Source organism: Fictibacillus sp. BK138 (genome assembly GCF_004216955.1).
Lineage (GTDB): Bacteria > Bacillota > Bacilli > Bacillales > Fictibacillaceae > Fictibacillus.
Map to the genome: position 1 here is coordinate 24,219 of NZ_SGXL01000004.1, position 19,630 is coordinate 43,848.

Annotated in this window: 19 protein-coding genes; 3 read left to right on the forward strand and 16 right to left on the reverse strand. The window is 40.0% G+C overall.

The annotated features are described in order from the left end of the window. The first annotated feature begins 14 nt into the window (after window positions 1-14). Window positions 15-347, forward strand: coding sequence for a hypothetical protein (locus EV282_RS18770; protein WP_130297411.1), 333 nt, complete (start codon window positions 15-17; stop codon window positions 345-347). A gap of 35 nt (window positions 348-382) precedes the next feature. On the opposite strand, the gene EV282_RS18775 is transcribed toward EV282_RS18770, so the two are convergent. The 4 genes from EV282_RS18775 to EV282_RS18790 form a co-directional block, all read right to left on the reverse strand. Beyond that, window positions 383-718 (reverse strand): L,D-transpeptidase, encoded by a 336-nt coding sequence (locus EV282_RS18775; RefSeq protein WP_130297412.1) that lies wholly within the window; start codon window positions 716-718, stop codon window positions 383-385. A gap of 61 nt (window positions 719-779) precedes the next feature. After that, on the reverse strand, window positions 780-1,277 hold the full coding sequence (locus tag EV282_RS18780) for a DNA-3-methyladenine glycosylase I (RefSeq protein WP_130297413.1): 498 nt from the start codon (window positions 1,275-1,277) through the stop codon (window positions 780-782). Window positions 1,278-1,328: 51 nt separating this feature from the next. Further along, complete coding sequence (gene lepB, locus EV282_RS18785; protein ID WP_226537556.1) at window positions 1,329-1,886, reverse strand: signal peptidase I; 558 nt, start codon at window positions 1,884-1,886, stop codon at window positions 1,329-1,331. Between the two features lie 10 nt (window positions 1,887-1,896). Next, a complete protein-coding gene (locus EV282_RS18790) occupies window positions 1,897-2,298 on the reverse strand; it encodes a VOC family protein (RefSeq protein ID WP_130297415.1) in 402 nt (133 codons plus the stop codon). Window positions 2,299-2,419: 121 nt separating this feature from the next. On the opposite strand from EV282_RS18790, the gene EV282_RS18795 reads away from it, so the two are divergent. Next, window positions 2,420-4,261: an LTA synthase family protein gene (locus EV282_RS18795; RefSeq protein WP_130297416.1), complete on the forward strand. Its 1,842-nt coding sequence runs from the start codon at window positions 2,420-2,422 to the stop codon at window positions 4,259-4,261. Window positions 4,262-4,656: 395 nt separating this feature from the next. Here the strand turns inward: EV282_RS18795 and EV282_RS18800 are convergent, their stop codons facing one another. The 12 genes from EV282_RS18800 to EV282_RS18860 form a co-directional block, all read right to left on the reverse strand. After that, a complete protein-coding gene (locus EV282_RS18800) occupies window positions 4,657-5,157 on the reverse strand; it encodes a DUF6886 family protein (protein ID WP_242611955.1) in 501 nt (166 codons plus the stop codon). Between the two features lie 133 nt (window positions 5,158-5,290). Next, window positions 5,291-5,638: a VOC family protein gene (locus EV282_RS18805; RefSeq protein WP_130297418.1), complete on the reverse strand. Its 348-nt coding sequence runs from the start codon at window positions 5,636-5,638 to the stop codon at window positions 5,291-5,293. A gap of 12 nt (window positions 5,639-5,650) precedes the next feature. Beyond that, window positions 5,651-6,676, reverse strand: coding sequence for an S-adenosylmethionine:tRNA ribosyltransferase-isomerase (locus EV282_RS18810; protein ID WP_130297419.1), 1,026 nt, complete (start codon window positions 6,674-6,676; stop codon window positions 5,651-5,653). Continuing rightward, a complete protein-coding gene (locus EV282_RS18815) occupies window positions 6,676-7,401 on the reverse strand; it encodes an SDR family NAD(P)-dependent oxidoreductase (RefSeq protein ID WP_130297420.1) in 726 nt (241 codons plus the stop codon). The genes EV282_RS18810 and EV282_RS18815 overlap by 1 nt, the downstream gene beginning before the upstream one ends. Before the next feature lie 168 nt (window positions 7,402-7,569). Next, window positions 7,570-8,535, reverse strand: coding sequence for a UV DNA damage repair endonuclease UvsE (gene uvsE, locus EV282_RS18820; RefSeq protein ID WP_130297421.1), 966 nt, complete (start codon window positions 8,533-8,535; stop codon window positions 7,570-7,572). Between the two features lie 622 nt (window positions 8,536-9,157). Beyond that, window positions 9,158-12,187 (reverse strand): efflux RND transporter permease subunit, encoded by a 3,030-nt coding sequence (locus EV282_RS18830; RefSeq protein ID WP_130297422.1) that lies wholly within the window; start codon window positions 12,185-12,187, stop codon window positions 9,158-9,160. A gap of 195 nt (window positions 12,188-12,382) precedes the next feature. Next, on the reverse strand, window positions 12,383-12,841 hold the full coding sequence (locus EV282_RS18835) for a C40 family peptidase (protein ID WP_130297423.1): 459 nt from the start codon (window positions 12,839-12,841) through the stop codon (window positions 12,383-12,385). Window positions 12,842-12,955: 114 nt separating this feature from the next. Beyond that, window positions 12,956-14,134: a hypothetical protein gene (locus tag EV282_RS18840; RefSeq protein ID WP_130297424.1), complete on the reverse strand. Its 1,179-nt coding sequence runs from the start codon at window positions 14,132-14,134 to the stop codon at window positions 12,956-12,958. Further along, window positions 14,121-14,666: an RNA polymerase sigma factor SigX gene (gene sigX, locus EV282_RS18845; RefSeq protein WP_130297425.1), complete on the reverse strand. Its 546-nt coding sequence runs from the start codon at window positions 14,664-14,666 to the stop codon at window positions 14,121-14,123. Before sigX ends, EV282_RS18840 begins: the two co-directional genes overlap by 14 nt. 396 nt (window positions 14,667-15,062) lie before the next feature. Further along, window positions 15,063-15,671 (reverse strand): TetR/AcrR family transcriptional regulator, encoded by a 609-nt coding sequence (locus EV282_RS18850; protein WP_130297426.1) that lies wholly within the window; start codon window positions 15,669-15,671, stop codon window positions 15,063-15,065. A 51-nt stretch (window positions 15,672-15,722) separates the two neighbouring features. After that, on the reverse strand, window positions 15,723-16,640 hold the full coding sequence (locus tag EV282_RS18855; protein WP_165389541.1) for a GNAT family N-acetyltransferase: 918 nt from the start codon (window positions 16,638-16,640) through the stop codon (window positions 15,723-15,725). A gap of 162 nt (window positions 16,641-16,802) precedes the next feature. After that, entirely contained in the window at window positions 16,803-17,099 is a 297-nt protein-coding gene (locus tag EV282_RS18860) for a hypothetical protein (protein ID WP_130297428.1), read from the reverse strand. A 110-nt stretch (window positions 17,100-17,209) separates the two neighbouring features. Between EV282_RS18860 and EV282_RS18865 the strand changes: the two genes are divergently transcribed. Further along, window positions 17,210-19,609: a transglycosylase domain-containing protein gene (locus EV282_RS18865; RefSeq protein ID WP_242611956.1), complete on the forward strand. Its 2,400-nt coding sequence runs from the start codon at window positions 17,210-17,212 to the stop codon at window positions 19,607-19,609. Window positions 19,610-19,630: the final 21 nt, after the last annotated feature.

The following is a 19,630-nucleotide window of genomic DNA, read 5'->3' on the forward strand; positions in this document are numbered from 1 at the left end:
AGGATAGAAATATTATGAAGAAGTTATTATGTTTATTATTATTAGTTGGCATAGGTATCTTTTCAATAATTGGAATCTCTGCCGATTCAGCTGTGGATAATAGTCCAGGTATAAAAAAGATAGCAGTTGACAATAATCCTGGAATTAAGAGTGTGAATTACATTGCTGTTGATAATAATCCCGGAATTAAGAGTTTGAAACTCACTGCTGTTGATAATAATCCTGGAATTAAGAGTTTAAAGCTCACTGCTGTGGATAATAGTCCTGGTATTAAGAGTTTAAAAGGTGTGAAATTTACTGCAGTGGATAATAGCCCTGGAATTAAGTCTCTAACAATCTATTCATAAGGCTTTAAACCCCAATCTACCAGATTGGGGTTTCCCTATGCACTTATAACCACCTTCGTCCCAATAGGAACAAGCTTTGAAAGCTCCAACACGTGGTTGTTGTGCATCCGTATACAGCCTTTTGAAACAAATTTTCCTATTGATGCAGGGTTGTCTGTTCCATGTATTCCATAATGCGGTCGGGACAGTCCCAGCCACATGACACCATAAGGTCCGCCGGGGTTCGGTGCTTTATTGATAATGGAATAGGTTCCTGTAGGTGTTGGTGTGAGCATTTTCCCTACTCCAATCGGATAGCGTTTGATTACTTTGCCATCCTTTGCTAAGGCCAGTCTTTTTCTCGTTGTAGATACGTAGATCACATAAGGCATAACGTGATACCTCCCGCTTTAGCTTATGCAGGAAATAACGGTTATGCCCCTCATTCATCGACTAGCTCTTAAACATGAAACAAAGTTCACTATGTGAGGCTGGTATTCGCCCTGTTGCTTCTAAAAAGCTTTCTGCCGTCGTTAAGCCGAAATGTTTAAATGTTTTCTTTAATACTTTTTGTTTTTCCAGTTTATCTTCTGGCAGCTGATCCAAAAAGTCATCAAAGCTTCCATATTCACTTATAAGTTCTCCCACTCTTTTAGCGTTTTCGATCGTTGCCTCGATCTTCTTCCGATGTCTTATGATACCTGCATCAGCTACTAATCTTTCAACATCTTCTTCGTCAAACTGCTTTACCTTCTCTACGTCAAAATCAGCAAAAGCTTTTCTGAAATTCTCTCTTTTATGAAGAATGGTTCTCCAGCTTAACCCTGATTGAAACAGCTCAAGCGTTAAGCATTCAAACAGTTTATTATTTCCTTCTGCCTTCTTGCCCCACTCTTCGTCATGATAGAGCTGCAGCATTTCACTTTCTTCACTCCATTTGCATCGGTTCATCTCTCATTCTCCTTTTTGTGTAAAAGAAAAAAGCACAGCACCGCTGCACTTTTATTGGGTTGCTCTCATTTCAGAAAATGGATAGATTACGACTTCTGAACGGCCTTCGATTGATTTAGTTTCGATCAGACCTAATCCATTTCTTGAATCCATGCTGTTCAGTCTGTTGTCACCCATGACGAACACTTTGCCTTTTGGTACTTTTAACGGTCCGAAATCCTCTGTTAAATACACGCCAAGACTCTTTGCTTCTGATTTATTTTCCTGCAAATAGGATTCTTTCACTTTTTTATTATTTACATAGAGGACGTCACTCTTCATTTGGATAACGTCTCCTTCAATCCCTATGATCCGTTTTACGTATCTTTTATCATCACCTTTAATAATGACAATATCCCCTTTTTTCGGTTCAGAAAAAGCATAAACAATTTTGTTCACGTATAACTTTTCCTGATCGTGAAGGGTAGGTGACATGGAAGCACCTTCAACCATATAAGGTGCGAAAAAATAAGCCTTCGTTATGAAAACAAACACAAGCGCAAAACCGATCGCTTTGAGCCAGCTTACCCATTCACTCTTCTGCTGCTGGGTCTCTTTTTCTTGTTCTATCATATCCTCATCACCTCGGCGCCACAATTTCAATTTTAATGCGGTCTGGATCTTCGAAAAACAAAGCGTAATGCCCTTCGCCTCCAGCAAAGGGATAATCATTATCATATAAGAAAGGTACTCTATTCTCCTTCAATTGTACACGAAGGTGCTCTACATGCGCACGTGATTTAGCCCAGAAAGCTAAATGATTCAGGCCAGTATGTTTGCGATGAAAGGAAAATTCATTGTACTTAGCTTCAGTTTGTGTAAATACAAGATACGCGGAACCATTTTTGTAACTTATCCCTTTGTCCCATTCCTGAAAAGGTTCGTAGCCCAGCTCAGCCATCAGCCAGCTATAAAATAATTTTGTTCGCGCAAGATCATAAACATTAATTTCAACGTGGTGAAGTCCTTGAGGTGTGCTCATTCCATCAATATCTCCCTGTACAATCATTTATAAAGCAAAAAGGTAGTTATTACACTTTTAATCTTATACAAAATAGCCTACAATGGTAAAGATTTCCGTTTTTGAAACAGGAGGGTTATCCATGACCACTAAAACAAAACACGCAGCAATCTTCCTGGCTATTTTTCTGCTTTGGATGAAAACCTATATTGTTTCTAAAGTTTCTTTTACGCTGCCTGCAGATCATTTCCTGCAAGAAATTTTATTATTTCTGAATCCGCTTAGTTTTCTCGTACTCTATTTTAGTTTCGCTTACTTTACTTCACCTTCCAAAAGAAGAAGAGTCATCATTTGGATGTCTTTTATTTATAGTTTCATATTATACGCCAATGTTGTATATTATCGATTTTTCACAGATTTCCTGACGATACCGGTACTTTTTCAGACGAAGAACGTTGGGGATATCGGCAACAGTGTGTATGAGCTCGTTTACATAACCGATCTATTCTTTTTTGCCGACCTTTTTGTTTTAGCATATCTTTTAAAAAAGCCCCTATGGCAGTCCGATCAAACCATAAAAACGAAAGAGCGAAGAAAATTCTTTGCATACGGACTGGCTATTCTAGCTGTACACCTAATTTTAGCTGAGGTTGATCGTCCGCAGCTGTTAACTCGTACTTTCGACAGGGAGATACTAGTAAAAAGCCTGGGAACGTTCAATTACCATCTATACGACATCATGCTCCAGTCTAGATCCTCCATGCAAAAAGCATTGGCAAGCAATATAGATGCAGAGGAAATTCTACATAAGCTCAACAAAGACACAGAAAATAATCCTGAATTATATGGGATCGCAAAAGACAAGAACCTGATTGTGATTTCCCTTGAATCAACTCAAAACTTTGTGCTGAACTATGAAATTAATGGTGAGGAAGTAACACCTTTCTTAAACGAACTTGTAGAATCTAGCTATTATTTTTCTGATTTCTATCATCAAACCGGACAAGGCAAAACGTCTGATTCCGAATTTCTGCTCGACAACTCACTATATCCGCTGCCAAGAGGCGCTGTTTTTCAGACTCATCCATTGAACGAATATAACGCCATGCCTGAGATCTTAAAAGCAAACGGCTATTATTCGGCTGTCTTTCATGGCAACAATAAAAGTTTCTGGAATCGCGATGTTATGTATAAGACGATGGGCTATGATCAATTTTTCAGTGAGGAATACTATAAGGTCACAGACGAAAATACCATTAACTACGGGTTGAAAGATATACCGTTCTTCCATCAATCCATACCCTACTTAATGGATCTTCCGCAGCCGTTTTACGCGAGAATGATTACACTGACGAATCATCATCCTTATTTGATCAATGAGGAGGAACAGTGGGTCGAACCATATCCAGTGGACGACGGAACCGTAAGCCGGTATTTTACTACCGTCCGTTATGCTGATGAGGCATTGAAGCAGTTTTTTAATGACCTTAAGAAATCTGGACTTTACGAGAATTCTGTAATAGTGGTATATGGAGACCATTACGGGATCTCAGAACGACATCAAGAAGCTATGGCTGATGTACTAGGAAAAGCGTCTATTACAGCTTATAATCAGGTCGAGCTTCAGCAGGTTCCTTTATTCATCCATATTCCAGGTAAAAAAGGCAAAGTAATGGAGACGGTTGGCGGACAGATCGACCTAAAACCTACTCTGCTTCATCTGCTTGGAATTAAAGCAAAGAATGATGTTCATTTTGGTACAGACCTTTTTTCAAAAGATCATGATGAACTGACCATACTCCGTAATGGCTCCTTTGTTACGAGTGATTTTATTTACACGAGTGAAACATGCTACGTAAAGCCCTTTGGCGCACCGGTTGACCCTTCAAAATGTGAACCATATATGGAAAAAGCGAAAGAAGAACTCGATCAGTCCGATCAGATTATTTATGGTGATCTCTTGAGGTTTTTAAAACAAAAATAGTCGCGTTCGAAAGTGACCGATTTTATAAAACATGATGTAGATGTCCCTTCTGATTAATTTCAGAAGGGACATTTCAATTTTAGAGGGGGAGAATTATAAAAAACTAAGCTAGTCAGATTAAATCCCTCGTAAAACGCTCAAATCAGGCGCAGTTTGGAGTGCCGGAACTGTTTTCAGACTGTACCTAGGGGGTATTCAGTCTTATCCGATAGTTCGAATCCACAAAAAAGCAGTCTTAATCCAGAAATTTGGCCACTTTATCCACGAATTTTAGACCTCAATCAAAAAATTTTAGGTGTTTATCCACGAGTCTACAATCCTCGACAAATTTCGCCGTTCATATACTCCTTTATACCTCTCCTCCTTTATTAGACTAACCTAGGTAAAATACTATTTTATCGCTTTTTCATCCTGATCATTGAATAGTGCAGAGTAGTTTTTGGGAGCTGCTCAGCAAGCGGTGTAAGTGAAGGCATAATTCTAAGCTCCACATCCCTTTTAACCAACGCTTCTAGCAATGACCCCACAGGTTCCATTTTAAGCGGCTGCTCGGTTTCATACGATACGAAGTAGCCTGCACCTTCATCCATCATTATAAAGTGGTCAGGAGCAAGTGAATATCGATAAAGTCTTGTACGTTGCAGACGTTCCAGCCAGCCGCTTTCGATGGCAATAATCTTGTCTGCTGTGGTTGTATGTAAGAACTTTTCACGGTCATCTTCATTTGTTTCAGGTGTAGCCCAAAACCCAATTCTCGGACAATCCCGCGGCAAAAGATATAGAGGTGATCGGTCATCATCAATCGCCCAAACCATAGGTGGACGGTCAGAAAAACTCGGATGTTTTCTTGGGTGGAAAATTTCAATATTATCTTCTTCTGAAAAGTGGTAGAGCATAATGATGTCCTCCCTATTTATTAAACTCTTCTTTTATAATAGTCTATAATTATAAAAAGCGCGGGAATATTTAGAAGCAAAAAAAGAATCTCCATTTCAGAAGATTCGTTTATATCTATGGATAGAATAAAAATTAATCATTTACTTGTATAAATTCAACCTCCTCACCATCTGGTCCTTCATAAAAAACGGTCTGCCATCCGTTTTCGAGATTATAAGGTCCTTCAGATGGTGCTATTCCTGATTGTTGAAGCTCCATTATTTTAGTCTCAACACTTTCTACAGCAAAAGCGATATGAGTGGTGCGAGAATCAGACAAGCTGTCAGGGATTAACTCGAGCGCAAATCCTTTACCAACTAAAAACACGAGCTCTATGCCATTCCAATTTAATGACTCTTTTTTCTTAACAGGCAAGATTGTTTCATAGAATTGAAGCGATTTTTCTAGATCAGTGACGTAGATTCCAATGTGATGGAGCATGTTTGTATTCTCCTATAAAATCAAATTCATATCGCCAAATTCATGCCATAAATAACGCTGCTCGATTGCACCTTGATAAGCATCGTATAACTTATCTTTATCCACGAATGCAGAAAGCAGCTGAAGATGACTCGCTTCTGGTTCGTGCATGCCAGTTATTAATCCATCACAGATTTGCAGTTTCGTATTTTCTGTAATGTACAGATTCGTCCAGCCAGTGTGAGCCTGCAGTTCTTTTTTCTCGAGAGCCACAGTTTCTAATGCTCTGACTACCGTTGTACCTACTGCTACTACTCGGCCGCCAGCTTCTTTCGTCTCTTGGATCAGGTTTACTGTTTCCTCAGGAACCTCATAGTTTTCAAAATTCTTGTCTGGTCCTTTATGCCACTTATCATCAAGAAGGTAGCTGAGTCCTGTGTGAAGAGTAATGTACGCGATCCGGACACCTTTCTTTTGCAGCCGGAAAAGGAGTTCCCAGCTGAACGCGCGGCCCGCTGACGGCATCTCAACCGATCCAGGAATGGTTGCAAATACAGTTTGATAATAATCAAGATTCCAAGGTTCTTGAATGTACTCGTACCTCACAGGCTCTCCAAGACTATAAATCTGGTTATATAGAGAAGAGCAGCACAAGCTAAACGCTAATGAAACAAAAGGTGTATCAGATGATTGTTCGACTACTGTCGCTGTGAGCGTTGGTGAAAATCGGATAATTTCCCCTTTCGTAAGGGTTCCGCTGACCGGCAGGGCTTCCCATATAGACTCATTTTTTCTGTGAGCAAGTCTCACTTCGACTTCAGTTCCGTCTATTTCTCTTATACTTTTTAAAACTGCGGGCACTGTGCGGCTGGCATTTAATACGAGCAGATCTCCTCTTTTTAAATAACGGTCAAGCTGATAAAATTTTGTATGTTCTGTATAACCAGTCGTTTTATTTAGAACCATCATCTTCACGTAGTCTCTTCGGATCCCCCTGCGTTCAGGCGGTTCTTTTGCATTTAATTCTTGTGGAAGCTCAAACTTCATAGCAGATTCCATCAGTTTTCACTCCCCTCGAGCTGAAACTCTTGTGCTTCAAATCGTTTTCCAGTGATATGTTTTGACTCGTCTGATGCTAAGTAACCAAATACAGCGGTGATATCTTCTGGTTTTGCCAGCTCATAATCACAATCTGGAACTGCCAGTTCGTGCATATGCGTATCCATTTCTCCGGGATCCACCATGTTAACGCGAACGCCTGAACCGTTTACTTCATCAGACCACGTTTCAGTAAGGCCTTCGAGTGCAAATTTTGATATGCCGTAAGCTCCCCATCCGGCATAACCTGTTGCTCCCGCTTCTGATGTGATGTTAATAATGCTTCCCTGCTGTTTTTGCAGCATGATCGGAAGTACTCTTCTCGTCACGAGGAATGGTCCGATCGTATTGACACGCAATACTTCTTCAAAATCTTGTTCTGGATAATCCAGCAGATACGGCATAGGGCTAGGTCCCAATATCGAAGCATTGTTGATGAGAACATCAATTTTCCCAAAGTACTCTTCAGTCAATGCCACAAATCGCTCAACATCTTTTGAATTGGACATATCTGCACTTACCGCCAATACGTCAGCTCCCAATTGTTCTGCTTCCTCTTTCACCTCTTGAATTCCCTGTTCATTACGTGCACAGATTGCTAAGTTGTAACCTTCCTTAGCAAAAAATAGCGTAAGCGCTTTCCCTAATCCTTTTGATGCTCCAGTAATCATCGCGATTTTTTTCATGTTATAGCCTCCAATAGTTGATATTGAGTTATTATATACTTTTTATACATTTATGTTTACTAAGTATTTAAATTATAATTCCCAATAATTTCATTCGTCAATGACTTTGTTTTATAAATCGTTCGACAAATTCTTTAGACATAGAAAAAACCTTGCCGCAGCAAGGTTTTATTTAAGCCGAAATGAAGCTCCATCAATGATCTCCACATCGGTTCTTTCTTTTATTTCTCTCATTAGTTGAAAAAGGGCTAAATCTTTTTTCTTGGATTCAATCATGCAGTCGATCTGTTCCACACTTCCTTTTACTTCCTTTAGAAAATCAAAAAACATATCAACATCCACATAATCTGCATGGTTTCTAAACTGTTTATCACTCTTCGGGCTGGATATGTGCATTTTTAACGGAAGCGGTGATTGTTTCCATGATTCTACTACCCTTGGCCAATGCTGTGTCCAGTTTTCATCATGGTGGTAGGCAAGATGATGGTGATAGTCAAATACAAGCGGAATCTGAAGCTTTTCGCATAAATAAAGGGCATCTGCCATCGTAAAAGACGTATCATCATTTTCAAGCATGATCATCTTTTGAATCTGGACAGGAACGTAAGCCCAATTTTGCACAAACCTCTCGAGTGCTACGTCTGTTTCTTTGTAGTTGCCTCCTACATGCATCACACATCGGTGCGTTGGATCAATTCCCATATTTTTTAAAAGCTTATAGTGAAGCTGAAGCGTTTTTAAAGAGTTCTTCAGTACTTCTTTTTTTGGAGAGTTGATTAGAACGAAATGATCCGGATGAAAATCCAGTCTCATCTTATTTTCCAGGGCAAACTGTCCCATCTCATGAAGTGCATCAGCTAAAGGGCTGATATAATCCCAGTCTAGTAAATCACCATGATTGGCAAGCGGTATAATTCTAGAAGTCATCCTATAAAAAGCCACATCGTGAGCGGCTGCATGTTTCAAGATCCGCAATGTATTTGTTACATTTGCGAGCGAAATCCGTTCTAGTTTTCTTAACCCTGCCTCTCTGTTCTGAAGCTGGCTGAACTGTTTATATGTCATTGTCTTGGAGGGAGAAGCATTCTTTAGTTCCATGCTCATCGCAACAAATCCAAGCCGGATAATCGTCATTGGTCACACCTCATTTCATCTTTAACAGTATGACCATATGAAGTTATCGTTTAATCCAATTGCTATATAAAAAAGCTTAGCCGATGTACAGCTAAGCTTTTGATGTAACTAATTAAAGAGTTTGAGCCACTTTGGGTAATCGAACTGACCGTCTGATATAGTGAAAAAGTTTCCGAGAATCCCTAATCGCGTTTTTCCATACTCTTCTGCAACTATAGGAGTATACGTCGAGAATAGGAAGAAGTTTATATGTTCTAATTGGTAGTGTTTATTTAGGTTTTCAGCTGTTTTTACATGCGGATGCACAAAAATAACTTCATAATCTTCTTTTGAGGGGTTCGTTAGGAAAAGTGTAATTACTGCCAAGATTAATAAGCCTATGAACATCTACTTTTTCTTCACCTCAGGCGCCTCCGATCTTGCTTTTAACTAAGCATATTTTAGCCATACGTTTTAAATCCACGAATTTTACCCCTGAATCCAAAAGTTTCGGCTCTCAATCCACGAGATATAGCCTCGAATCCTAAAGTTTTTAGCATTTATCCACGAGTTTACATTTGCAGACAATTTTCGACATACAAAAAGCCACCCTGGAACCTTTCACGCCAAGGTGACTTTATAATTAAGCTGCTGCTTTTGCCTGCTTTTTCTTCTTGCGTTTAAACAGGTTTCCGATATTCGTCAGCATTTCATAGATTACCGGTACGACAACTAGTGTAAGCAGAGTTGATACAGATAGACCGCCGATAACAACAATCGCCAGACTCTTTGAAACAAGACTGCCGCTTGCTCCGCCAAACATTAGCGGGATCATCGCACAGATTGTCGCCACAGCTGTCATCAGAATCGGACGAAGACGGGTAGAACCCGCTTCCAGGATTGATTCTCTTACACCTAATCCTTTTTCACGCTGCTGTTGAACGCGGTCGATGAATACAATCGCATTTGTTACGACAATACCGATCAGCATGAGTGCACCGATCAATGATGAGATATCGACTGGAATTCGTGTAATAACAAGTGCCAGGATTGCTCCTACCGCTGCGAGCGGCAATGAGAACAGGATCGCGAATGGTGCTCGTGCCTGACCGAATGTAATCACCATGATTAAGTATACGATCAGAATAGCCGCTCCCATCGTCATAAAGAGATCCATGAACTGTTCGTTCATTTCTTCTCCAACTCCGCCTAATGCTACGGATACGCCTGCTGGTTTCTCGATGTTTTTAAGTATGTTCGCAATATCAGCGTTAACTTTTTTGATGTTTTTGTCTGTGATGATACCCGTAACCTGCAGATACTCTTTCCCGTCTTTACGGAATACTTGAGCTTTTGCAGGCTGTAGCGATAGTTCAGCTACATCCTTCAAAGCAACTGCACCTTTGACAGGGGAAAGGATAACCGTTTTTAATAAATCGTCTCGATCCTTCACGTCACTTAGATCATAGCTCATCATAACCGGAAGCTTAATGCCTTCCAGTGTCATTTGACCGACTGGGTTGCTCCCTGTTAACCCTCTTACTTGCTGGGCAATTTCAGCTGGAGTTAACCCAGCTTCCTGTGCTTTAGATTGATCAACATTCAGTACCCACTCATTTTTTAAATCTTCGTTGTTGGATTGAACATTTTCAAGCCCCTTAACATCTTGCAGTTCTGCTGTCAGCTTTTCAGCCATCGGAGCCAGATCGGATTGTTTTTCGGCTGTTATATTTAAACTGATGGCATCAGAGCTTCCACCCATCATACTTGCCATTGAAGCAGAAATTGTTGCTGGTGCGTATTCTTTTTCTAGTGATTTAATCTCATCAACAAACTTTTCTGTGTCTGCACCTTTTTCCATTTTAGCTACTAATCTTGCCGTGTTGTTTCCTTGAGCCATTCCCCATTGAGCCATCTCACTTGATACTCCAACCTGAGAGTAGCTTGAAACCACACCGTCGTAATTATTGATCACTTCTTCAAGCTTGTATGTTCCTTCTTTCACTGCATCAAGAGAGGTATCTTTCGGATATTCGATACTCACATTAACCATGCTTTCATCTGCTGACGCCATAGACCCAGCTGGCATGACAACATAAAGAGCGATCGAACCTGCAAACAACAAGATGCAAAGACCGCTAACGATCCATTTATGGTTCAGCGACCAGTTTAGGATGTTTAAATATCGTCTTGGTGGTTTTGGTGTATGTTCTTTTACATTCTTCAGCATTTTATAGCTCATTAACGGTACTACTGTAAGTGCTACAAGCAGTGATGCCAATAGAGAATAAACCATCGTTAAGGCAAAAGGCATAAAGAATACACCTAGAGCTCCTTCAACTAAACCAACCGGCAGGAATACTGCAATCGTTGTTATCGTAGAAGACGTGATCGCCTTTGCTACTTCTCCTACAGAGTCAACGATTAACTCCTTAGAGCGTTCTCCTGTCTGCAAGCGACGGAAGATATTCTCGATTACTACGATACTATCATCTACTAAGCGTCCAACTGCTACAGCCAGACCGCCCAGTGTTAAAACATTGAGTGTTATGCCTGATTGATGCAATAAGAACAGTGTTAAAAAAATAGATAACGGAATACTGATTACCGCTATTACCGTTGACTTAAAATGGCGCAAGAATAAGAGGATGACAACAGATGCAAACAACGCTCCAAGTGCTACTTCTTTTGCCATGCTCATAACAGAATCATAGACAGAATCAGATGTTGCATAGAACACGGAGAGTTTAAATGTGTCCCCATATTGCTTATTGATTTCCTTCATTTTCTCACGTACATCGTCACCAATCTGTACGGCGTTTGCACTAGCTTCCTTCGTTACCGACAAATACATCGCGTCTTTTCCATCAACATGTGTAAACGATTCAAGACGTTGTTCATCTTTTAGTTCAGCTACATCTTTTAATAAAACACCAGGTCCAACCGCAATGTTTTTCCACGCATCCAAGTCTTTCATTTCGCCTAATACTCGCAGCGTGTTTGTTTTTTCATCAAGCGTGACGTTTCCTGCAGGAAGTGAAACATCCTTCCCCTGCAGAGCAGCCATGATTTGCGGAGCTGCTATCTTCTTTTCCAGAAGCTTATCTTGATCCAGCGTTAAGGTAACCTCTCGTGTTGCTTTCCCAAATAAAGCAACATCGGCTATCCCTTCTACACCCTCTAACTGTGGAATCACTTCTTCTTCGATCAGTTTATAATCTTCTGTAGTAAATGCACCGTCTTTATTAATCGTAAGATCCATAATCGGAATCATGGACGTGTTTAACTGAACGACGTAAGGTTTGTTGATTCCTTCAGGCAGAGGATAGCTGTTCGTCTTCCTTTCTACCTCTGCTGTTACTTCTTTCATGTCTGACTTCATATCAAATGTTAAATCAATCCGGGAGATTCCTTGACCAGAAACAGATGTTACGGATTCCACACCTTTAATGTTCCGAAGCTCCTTCTCCATCGGCTCCGTAATGGTGTCTGTCATTGTTTCTGAATCCATGCCATCCGCAAGTGTCGTTACAGTAACTATCGGATTATCGATGCTCGGTAAAAATTCCATGGGCAAGCGCTGACCTGCATAAACTCCTAACGCAGAGATCAGCAAACACATAATCACGATGGCTGAGCGGTTTTTCAATGAAAACCAAGTCAGTTTCAACATATTCCCTTCCTCCATCCCCTATTGCCTCCACTAGTACAAAAGGCTCAAAAATATCACAATACTTGGATATTGTAGTACGTATAATCAGGAAAAACAAGTAACATTTATAAAATTTTGCCAAATTTACATAAATAGAATTTTTTCAGCAAAAAGCTGCTCTCTTTTACAAGAGAACAGCCTTTTAAATCTATGAAATTACGGTAAATATCGACGAGCTCCTGCATAACTGTCTTTCCAGTACTTCGTGTTTAAGGATTGGATGCGCACCCCTTTGGAAGTTGCCGCAATAAATTCCTTGTTTCCAAGGTAGATCCCTACAAATGAGATACTTTTACCGTTCGTTTTAAAGAATACGAGGTCACCCAATTTTTCTTTTCCTTTCACAACAGCCGTTCCGCCTTTATACTGAGCGGCTGAAGTTCTTGGAATGTCTTTATTTACTACAGTTGTTTTAAAAATATATTTCGTAAAACCTGATGCATCAAACCCTTTTGGTGTTGTGCCTCCCCACTTAAATGGAGTTCCCTTGTAGAGTTTAGCGGTTTCAGTTACTTCCTGATCATAGGATGGAGAAGCTTTTGCTGCGGTTACACCACCTAGAATTAATAGTGCAGCGAGCCCTAATGAAACAAATGCCAGCAGTATACGTTTCATATAAAACATCCTCTCTTAAATTAGCTCTTACAATCTATTAGTCGATGGGCCGTACCGCAAAGTTACTTTTTCCCCATAAGAAAAAGACTGCAAATTGCAGCCTTTTTCGACATTCTATTGATAGTGATATACATTTTGTCCTGTAATGCCTTCGATGGGTTCATTTAGCTGGTATGGTCCGATAGAGTCCAATCCCGTATTATTAATCTTGACGCTGTCGTAGCCATAGCTCTCAGCCGTAAGGAGGATAGCATCAATCATCATCTGATGTTCCAGATTATCCGCTAAAAGTTTAAAAGAGTCAGGGAACGTAATCTCAACTGATTTCTCTCCTGTTTCCTTAACTTCTAGTTCCAAATCTTTTGGGAGCAATGGTTTCAAACCACGTTCTTGCTCTTCATCCATAACGTCAAGAGCATCATCTAGATCAGCTGGCATATCTGTCGCTTCCCTACCTGTAGAAAATAGGCTGACAATGAAGGCATCTGTAGTTGGAGCATCATATCTGAAGTGAGGAGCACCCGGCACTTCAATATCCCAATCTTTTATTAAACCATAATTTGAAAAATCATAACCCGCTTTACCATCTGTTCTAAATTCCACTTTATATTTCTGGCTTTCATTCGAGAAGGTTAAAGCAATCAGGTTTTTAAGCAAAGGCTCTTCTGCCTCATATATAGATCCTGCCGGCCAGTCAATGATTACCGTTTCTTCTTCTTCTGTAATTTTGGCTCGCTGTAGCGGGCTTTCCACAAGTCCAGCTGACTCCGGTTTGAATTTCTGAAGCTGTTCATTTACTTTATCCAAGTAATGATTCGGCTGAGTAATAAAGCTAACAGGAATCGCAAGCTGTGCCTGATCATCCAAGTACCCTACCGTTACCCAATCTTGATCAACCCCGACGCCATCCAGGCTGCTTTCTTGGATCGGTTCATGATAAGCAACTGGCATAGTTTTTTTATCAGCTTTTAATTTTACATCTCCGTCTGTGGCAGTCGAAGCTGCGTCCATCCCTTTGGATCCTTTGTCAGCTTCAAACGCTATTTTGCTTTGCTCCATCTTTCCGCCGTTTTTCACGAGATCAGGAACAAAAACACCAAAAATAACAAGTGCACAAGCTGTCGCAAGGGCTGGAAGACTCCACGACGGAAGCCGTTTCCCTTTATTGTCTTTATAATGAACCTTCGCCTGTACCTTTAAATAGAGCTCTTGTTTGGATCGGCGGTCTTTTATATGGGGCAGACTTTTAAGATGCTGTTCAATTTTTTCATCGTTCCACTTAATTGGTTCCATCTTTCAATTCCTCCTCCAGGCCCGGTTGCTGATCCAGCCATTTGCGCAATTCTTTTATAGCCCGGTGCTGGGTGGTTTTCACTTTGCTTTCTGTCCAACTTAAAATTTGCGCAGTTTCCGAGATAGATAGTGACTGAATGTACCGAAGCACGAGTACCTGCTGCTGATCTAAAGAACAACGTTTAAGCATTTTATATAAATCTTTAAAAGACTCTTTTTTTGCTATTAACTCTTCTGGAAGGGGGTCCTGATCTCTTAGCACACTTTCACTCTCTTTAATGTCAAAGATCAAAAATCGTTTGTTGCGTCTTGATTGTTTTCTTAACCAGTCAATGGCCACATGCCTGGCGATCGAATACAACCATGTTTTTTCTGAACTTTTGCCTTCAAAACTTTCATACGCGTTTAATACCCGGATATAAACTTCTTGAACGAGATCCTCCGCCGATTCACGGTTTCGGACCATGTAAAAAAGAAATTGAAATAAAGCGTGGTGATATTCATCGTATAACCGGTCGAACGTTTCCTTCACCTCGAATGGCCCCCTGTCTATCTATTTATGTAGTCGTATTTACTCATAAAAAGTTACATTACAAACATGTTACTCTATTAGTCTACTCTTATTTTAAGCATCACGAAAGGACCAATTTGTCGATAATTACCAACAAAACCATTACTCCTTAGACAAATAAAGTCGTTAAATAGAAAATGGTGTTTTCGAAAATATGTTTGCTTGTGTAAGAGGTTAATTTCCGCGACAGAACTCGCTTTCCGCAGGTGTGTGGTGAGCCCCCTCGTCGCTTAGCGACATTGAGTGGTCTCACCTGTCTAGCTGCAATTAACTATTCAATGAAGAATTTTGACCAAACCACTAAGGTGAAATTTTTATTGGAAAAGAGCAAAGAAAAAGACGCCGGGTTTGGCGTCTTTATTGCTGCACATAGTTTAAGAACATTTCTTCGATTGTATCCCAAGCAATTCGGTATTGCTCTTCTTCTCCTAAAAAAGAATAATGCAATACATTGCCGTCACGAATCGCCCAGAAGATCCTTGAAATATTCTGTGGATCGATTTCTTTCTTGATTTCTCCGGAATTCTGGCCCTCTACTATAATATTTACGATATAGTCGATAAATCGGTTGTATCTCTCTGCAAGAATTTTTCTTAAATCTTCCTGTCTCGAGCCATAAAGCCAAAACTCAATATAAACACGCATGGTCTGCTGATCATCTTCTTTTAATTCTTGCTTTTTAAATCGCTTAAAGAGATTTGCAAGTTTTTCTTTCGCACTGGTAAGCTGTGCATTCACTTCATCCATCTCTTCAAAAAACGTGTTAGTACGTTTTTTAAGAAGCTGTAAATAGATCTCTTCTTTGCTTTCAAAATAATTATAGATAGCACCTTTGCTGATGTTTGAGTCTTTCACGATATCATCAATAATTGTCGCTTGATATCCTTTTTCACCAAAACATTTTAAAGCGCTCTCGAGTATGTGGTTTCGTTTCTCTTCTTTATACTGAGCTGAAACTTTAGGCATGATGCTTCCTCCATTTATGACACGTCTTCCATTTCAAGTATAACAGAGTTTTCAGTCTATTTCGGAAAAAGTTTTTGCTGCCTGAGCTTCCATCTCTTTTTTTATCGGGCGCTCCATATGAACTTGATCCACGAACTTAGTAAAACCCGCCTCATTCAATAAGCGGTTTATTGCGTCATCCTTTTTAGGCACATTCATCGTTAATCTTCTTACAGCCCCTTCTTCCGGAGCAAAAGCAACGTTCATTAAATGCGCAGTTGCTTCTTCCTCTAGGTTATATTCAGGGTCTATGGCACACTGGTATAGAACCATTCCCGCTAGCTCTCCAGTTTCTTTAAATGCCTTTTTATATACTGCATATCCCACGGGCTTTTCACCATCCATCGCCATTGCACATGAAAAATCTTTTAAACTTTGAAATTGAGTTTGCCATGCGGTGAGAGGTTCAAAAAATGATAATGCTTTGATCTCCTGCATAGTTGCATTTTTCACAGCGACATTTGAACCTAGCTCATTAAATACCGATATCTCTCCTTCATGCTGCATAAAAGCAAGTTCTTCAAACGTTTGATAGCCCATCTTTTTATATAACTTTATTGCTGTTTCATTCTCTTTAATTGCTTCTAGACGTGCAATATCGATATTCTGTTCTTCGTAGATCTCCAGACACACGGAGATTAATTTCTTCCCGATTCCCATTCCTCTAAAAGCAGGTGCGATCGCTGTGCCGCCGTTCCACACATATTGTTTGCCGTTAATCGTTCTAAAACTATTCAGTACAAATCCCGCAAGCTTCCCCTCATACACAGCTACAACTGAATTTTCTAACGAGATTCCCTCACCTGTTACTTTTTGCAAGAAACGGTCAAGATTCATTGTCATATCAGAGAAGTAGTGTTTCCAAGATTCGTTCCATAAAGATAAAGCTTCGTTAAAAGATAACTCACTAAAACGTTTAATGACTAGCACATGATTCACTCCCTGAATTTTGTTTTAAAACGACTGGTCGTTTTATTTAATTTTATTTTATTAAATCAAACGCTGGATGACTATTAAAATCGTTCGACAAAAACTTAAGTAATGAAAAACTGCTTGATATAGACATAAAAAAACCTAAGCAGTAAGCTTAGGTCATTTTCCTTCTAGTAAGATTTTAAAGTGCTCATAATATTCTTCGAGTTTCCGATCCTCTTGCTGAATAAATTCTTCTCTTTGTTTATCAGAATCTAGTTTCAATGCCTTTTCTCCGAATTCACAAAGATCATCCAGTACACCAGATGTTTTTTCTCCAACTTCTACATCTTCCTTTAATAGCTGGCATATTTCAGTTAAACGGTTTAATTCATTTTCACTTGCGCTCTTTTTTTGAATGATTTGTCCGAGCATAGAAGAGATAAGCTCAGCGCGTTCTTTTGTCTGCGGTTTCATGGAATCACTCCTCTTTCTCTTATTTTTCCCCATCTTTCATTACATAAACTGTTTTATTTAGGAAGAGAATGGGTAAATCATGGATAGTATCCAAAGAAAGGAAGAGTGCTGTGGCTAAAAGAACAGAGCTCCGTCAGCAAAAGAAAAAGTCACGCTGGATCCGGCGAACTGCTATTATTACTCTCATATTTTTCTTATCCAGTGTAACATTCGGAGGTGCCATGATATATGCCTATGTAAATGGAACTCCGAAATTAACGGAAGAAGCCTTAACCGACCCGCAATCTTCTATGATCTATGATATGAATGATGAGTTTATCACTTATGTTACAAGCAATGAGCGGAGAGAATACGCTAAAATTAATGACATTCCTGAACTTGTGCAGCAAGCGTTTATCTCAACAGAAGATACCCGCTTCAGAGATCACATGGGTGTTGATGTTAAACGTATATTTGGAGCAGCATTAGCAAACGTACAGGATGGATTTGGTGCTGAGGGTGCAAGTACAATCACTCAGCAAGTCGTGAAGAATAGTGTGCTATCACCTGATAAAACGATTAAGCGTAAAGTACAAGAAGCATACCTTGCTATTCAGCTAGAACAAAAGTATTCAAAAGACGAAATCTTAGAGATGTACTTAAACAAAATCTATTTTGGGAGCGGAGCTTATGGCGTTGCAACTGCTTCTAAGACATACTTCAACAAACCGCTGCAAGATTTAACTCCAGCAGAAGCTGCATTATTAGCAGGACTTCCTCAGCGGCCGAGCGGATATGACCCATTCCTGCATCCGGAAGCTGCTGAAGAGAGACGCAATACAGTTTTAAAGCTAATGTACAAAAATGGTGCCATTACAAAAGAGCAGAAAGAAGAAGCAGTTAAGACACCAGTAGAAAACTCGCTTGTTAAAGAAAAAGCTAAACGATTAAAATATGAATCTTTCATTCAGCAAGTAATCAAAGAATTAAAAGAGAAAGGCATCTCAGAGCGTGAGATCTATGAAGGCGGTCTAAAGATCTACACGACTCTGGATCCTAAAGCACAGGCACATACTGAAAAAGTTCTCTCTACAGAAGAGTTTGTGAAGTATCCTAGTGATAAGTTTAAAGCAGGTGTAGCGCTGCTCGATACGAAGACTGGCGTCATTCGTGCTCTAGGCGGAAACAGAACGAGCGGTGATGAAGATATCGCAAAAGGATTTAACTATGCTACAGACACGAAAAGACAGCCAGGTTCAACGATCAAGCCGATTCTTGATTACGGTCCTGCCATAGAAAAGTTAAAATGGTCGACATATAAGCAAATAAAAGATGAGGAATTAAAAATCGGTGACTGGGAAGCAGGCAACTGGGATGATGAATTCCATGGAGATGTTTCTATGCGGGAAGCACTCGTTAAGTCATACAATATCCCTGCAATAAAAACATTTATGGAAGTTGGATCTGAAGATGCCGTTAAGTTTGCCAATAACCTCGGTATCTCGATTAAAAATGCTTATCCCTCTTATGCAATAGGCGGATTCAGGCATGGTCCTTCACCACTGGAACTTGCAGGGGCATACACAGCCTTTGGAAATAAAGGTGTGTATCATAAACCAACAACATTGCGAAAAGTTAAATTTCCTGATGGCTATGAGAAGAAGTTTGAATCAAAACCAGTTGCAGCGATGCATGACTACACCGCATATATGGTTACTGATATGCTGAAAGACGTTGTGAAACGAGGTACGGGAACTTTAGCTGCGATTCCTGGATTAGAAGTAGCCGGTAAAACAGGCACAACAAATATGCCTGATGGATTGGATATTGAAAAAGGTTCCAGCGATTCATGGTTTGCAGGATATACAACCAATTACACAGCAGCAGTATGGACGGGATATGACAAGACGAACGCCGAACAATATTTAACTCCTGAGGATCAAAAAATCGCAAAATATATTTTCAAATCCATCGTTTCAGAGGTTTCAAAAGAAAAGAAAACGGCTGGTTTTGAAAAGCCCAAATCTGTAGAAGAAATCTATATTAATAAAGATACTGGCTATATCACAAAAGATAAGAATGGTTCCAACACCGTTAGAGAGCTTATTGTAAAAGGCACTTCTGTAAAAGAGCTTTTAGCTCCAATAAAAGAAAAGAAAGCGCCAAAGAAGAAAGAATCAAAAAAGAATGAAGACAAAAACAAAGAAAAAGAAAAGAAAAAGGAAGAAGACTCTAAACAAAAAGAAGAAGAAAAAAGAAAAGAAGACGATGACAAGAATACAGATCCTCCTCCTCCAACTGAACCTAAAGGAGATGATGGGGCTGATCCTCCACCACCACAGGATGACGAGCCGGACGATCCCGGAACAGACCCTGAACCAGAGGATCCGCCAACAGAACCTGAAGATCCAGAAGAGCCTGAGCCGGAACCAGACACACCTCCAACAGATCCGCCAGCAGAAGGTGATGGCACAACTGAGGCTAACACAACAACCACAGACACTACAAACACTCAAACTAAAACAAATTAATCACAAAAAAGTAACCCTGAA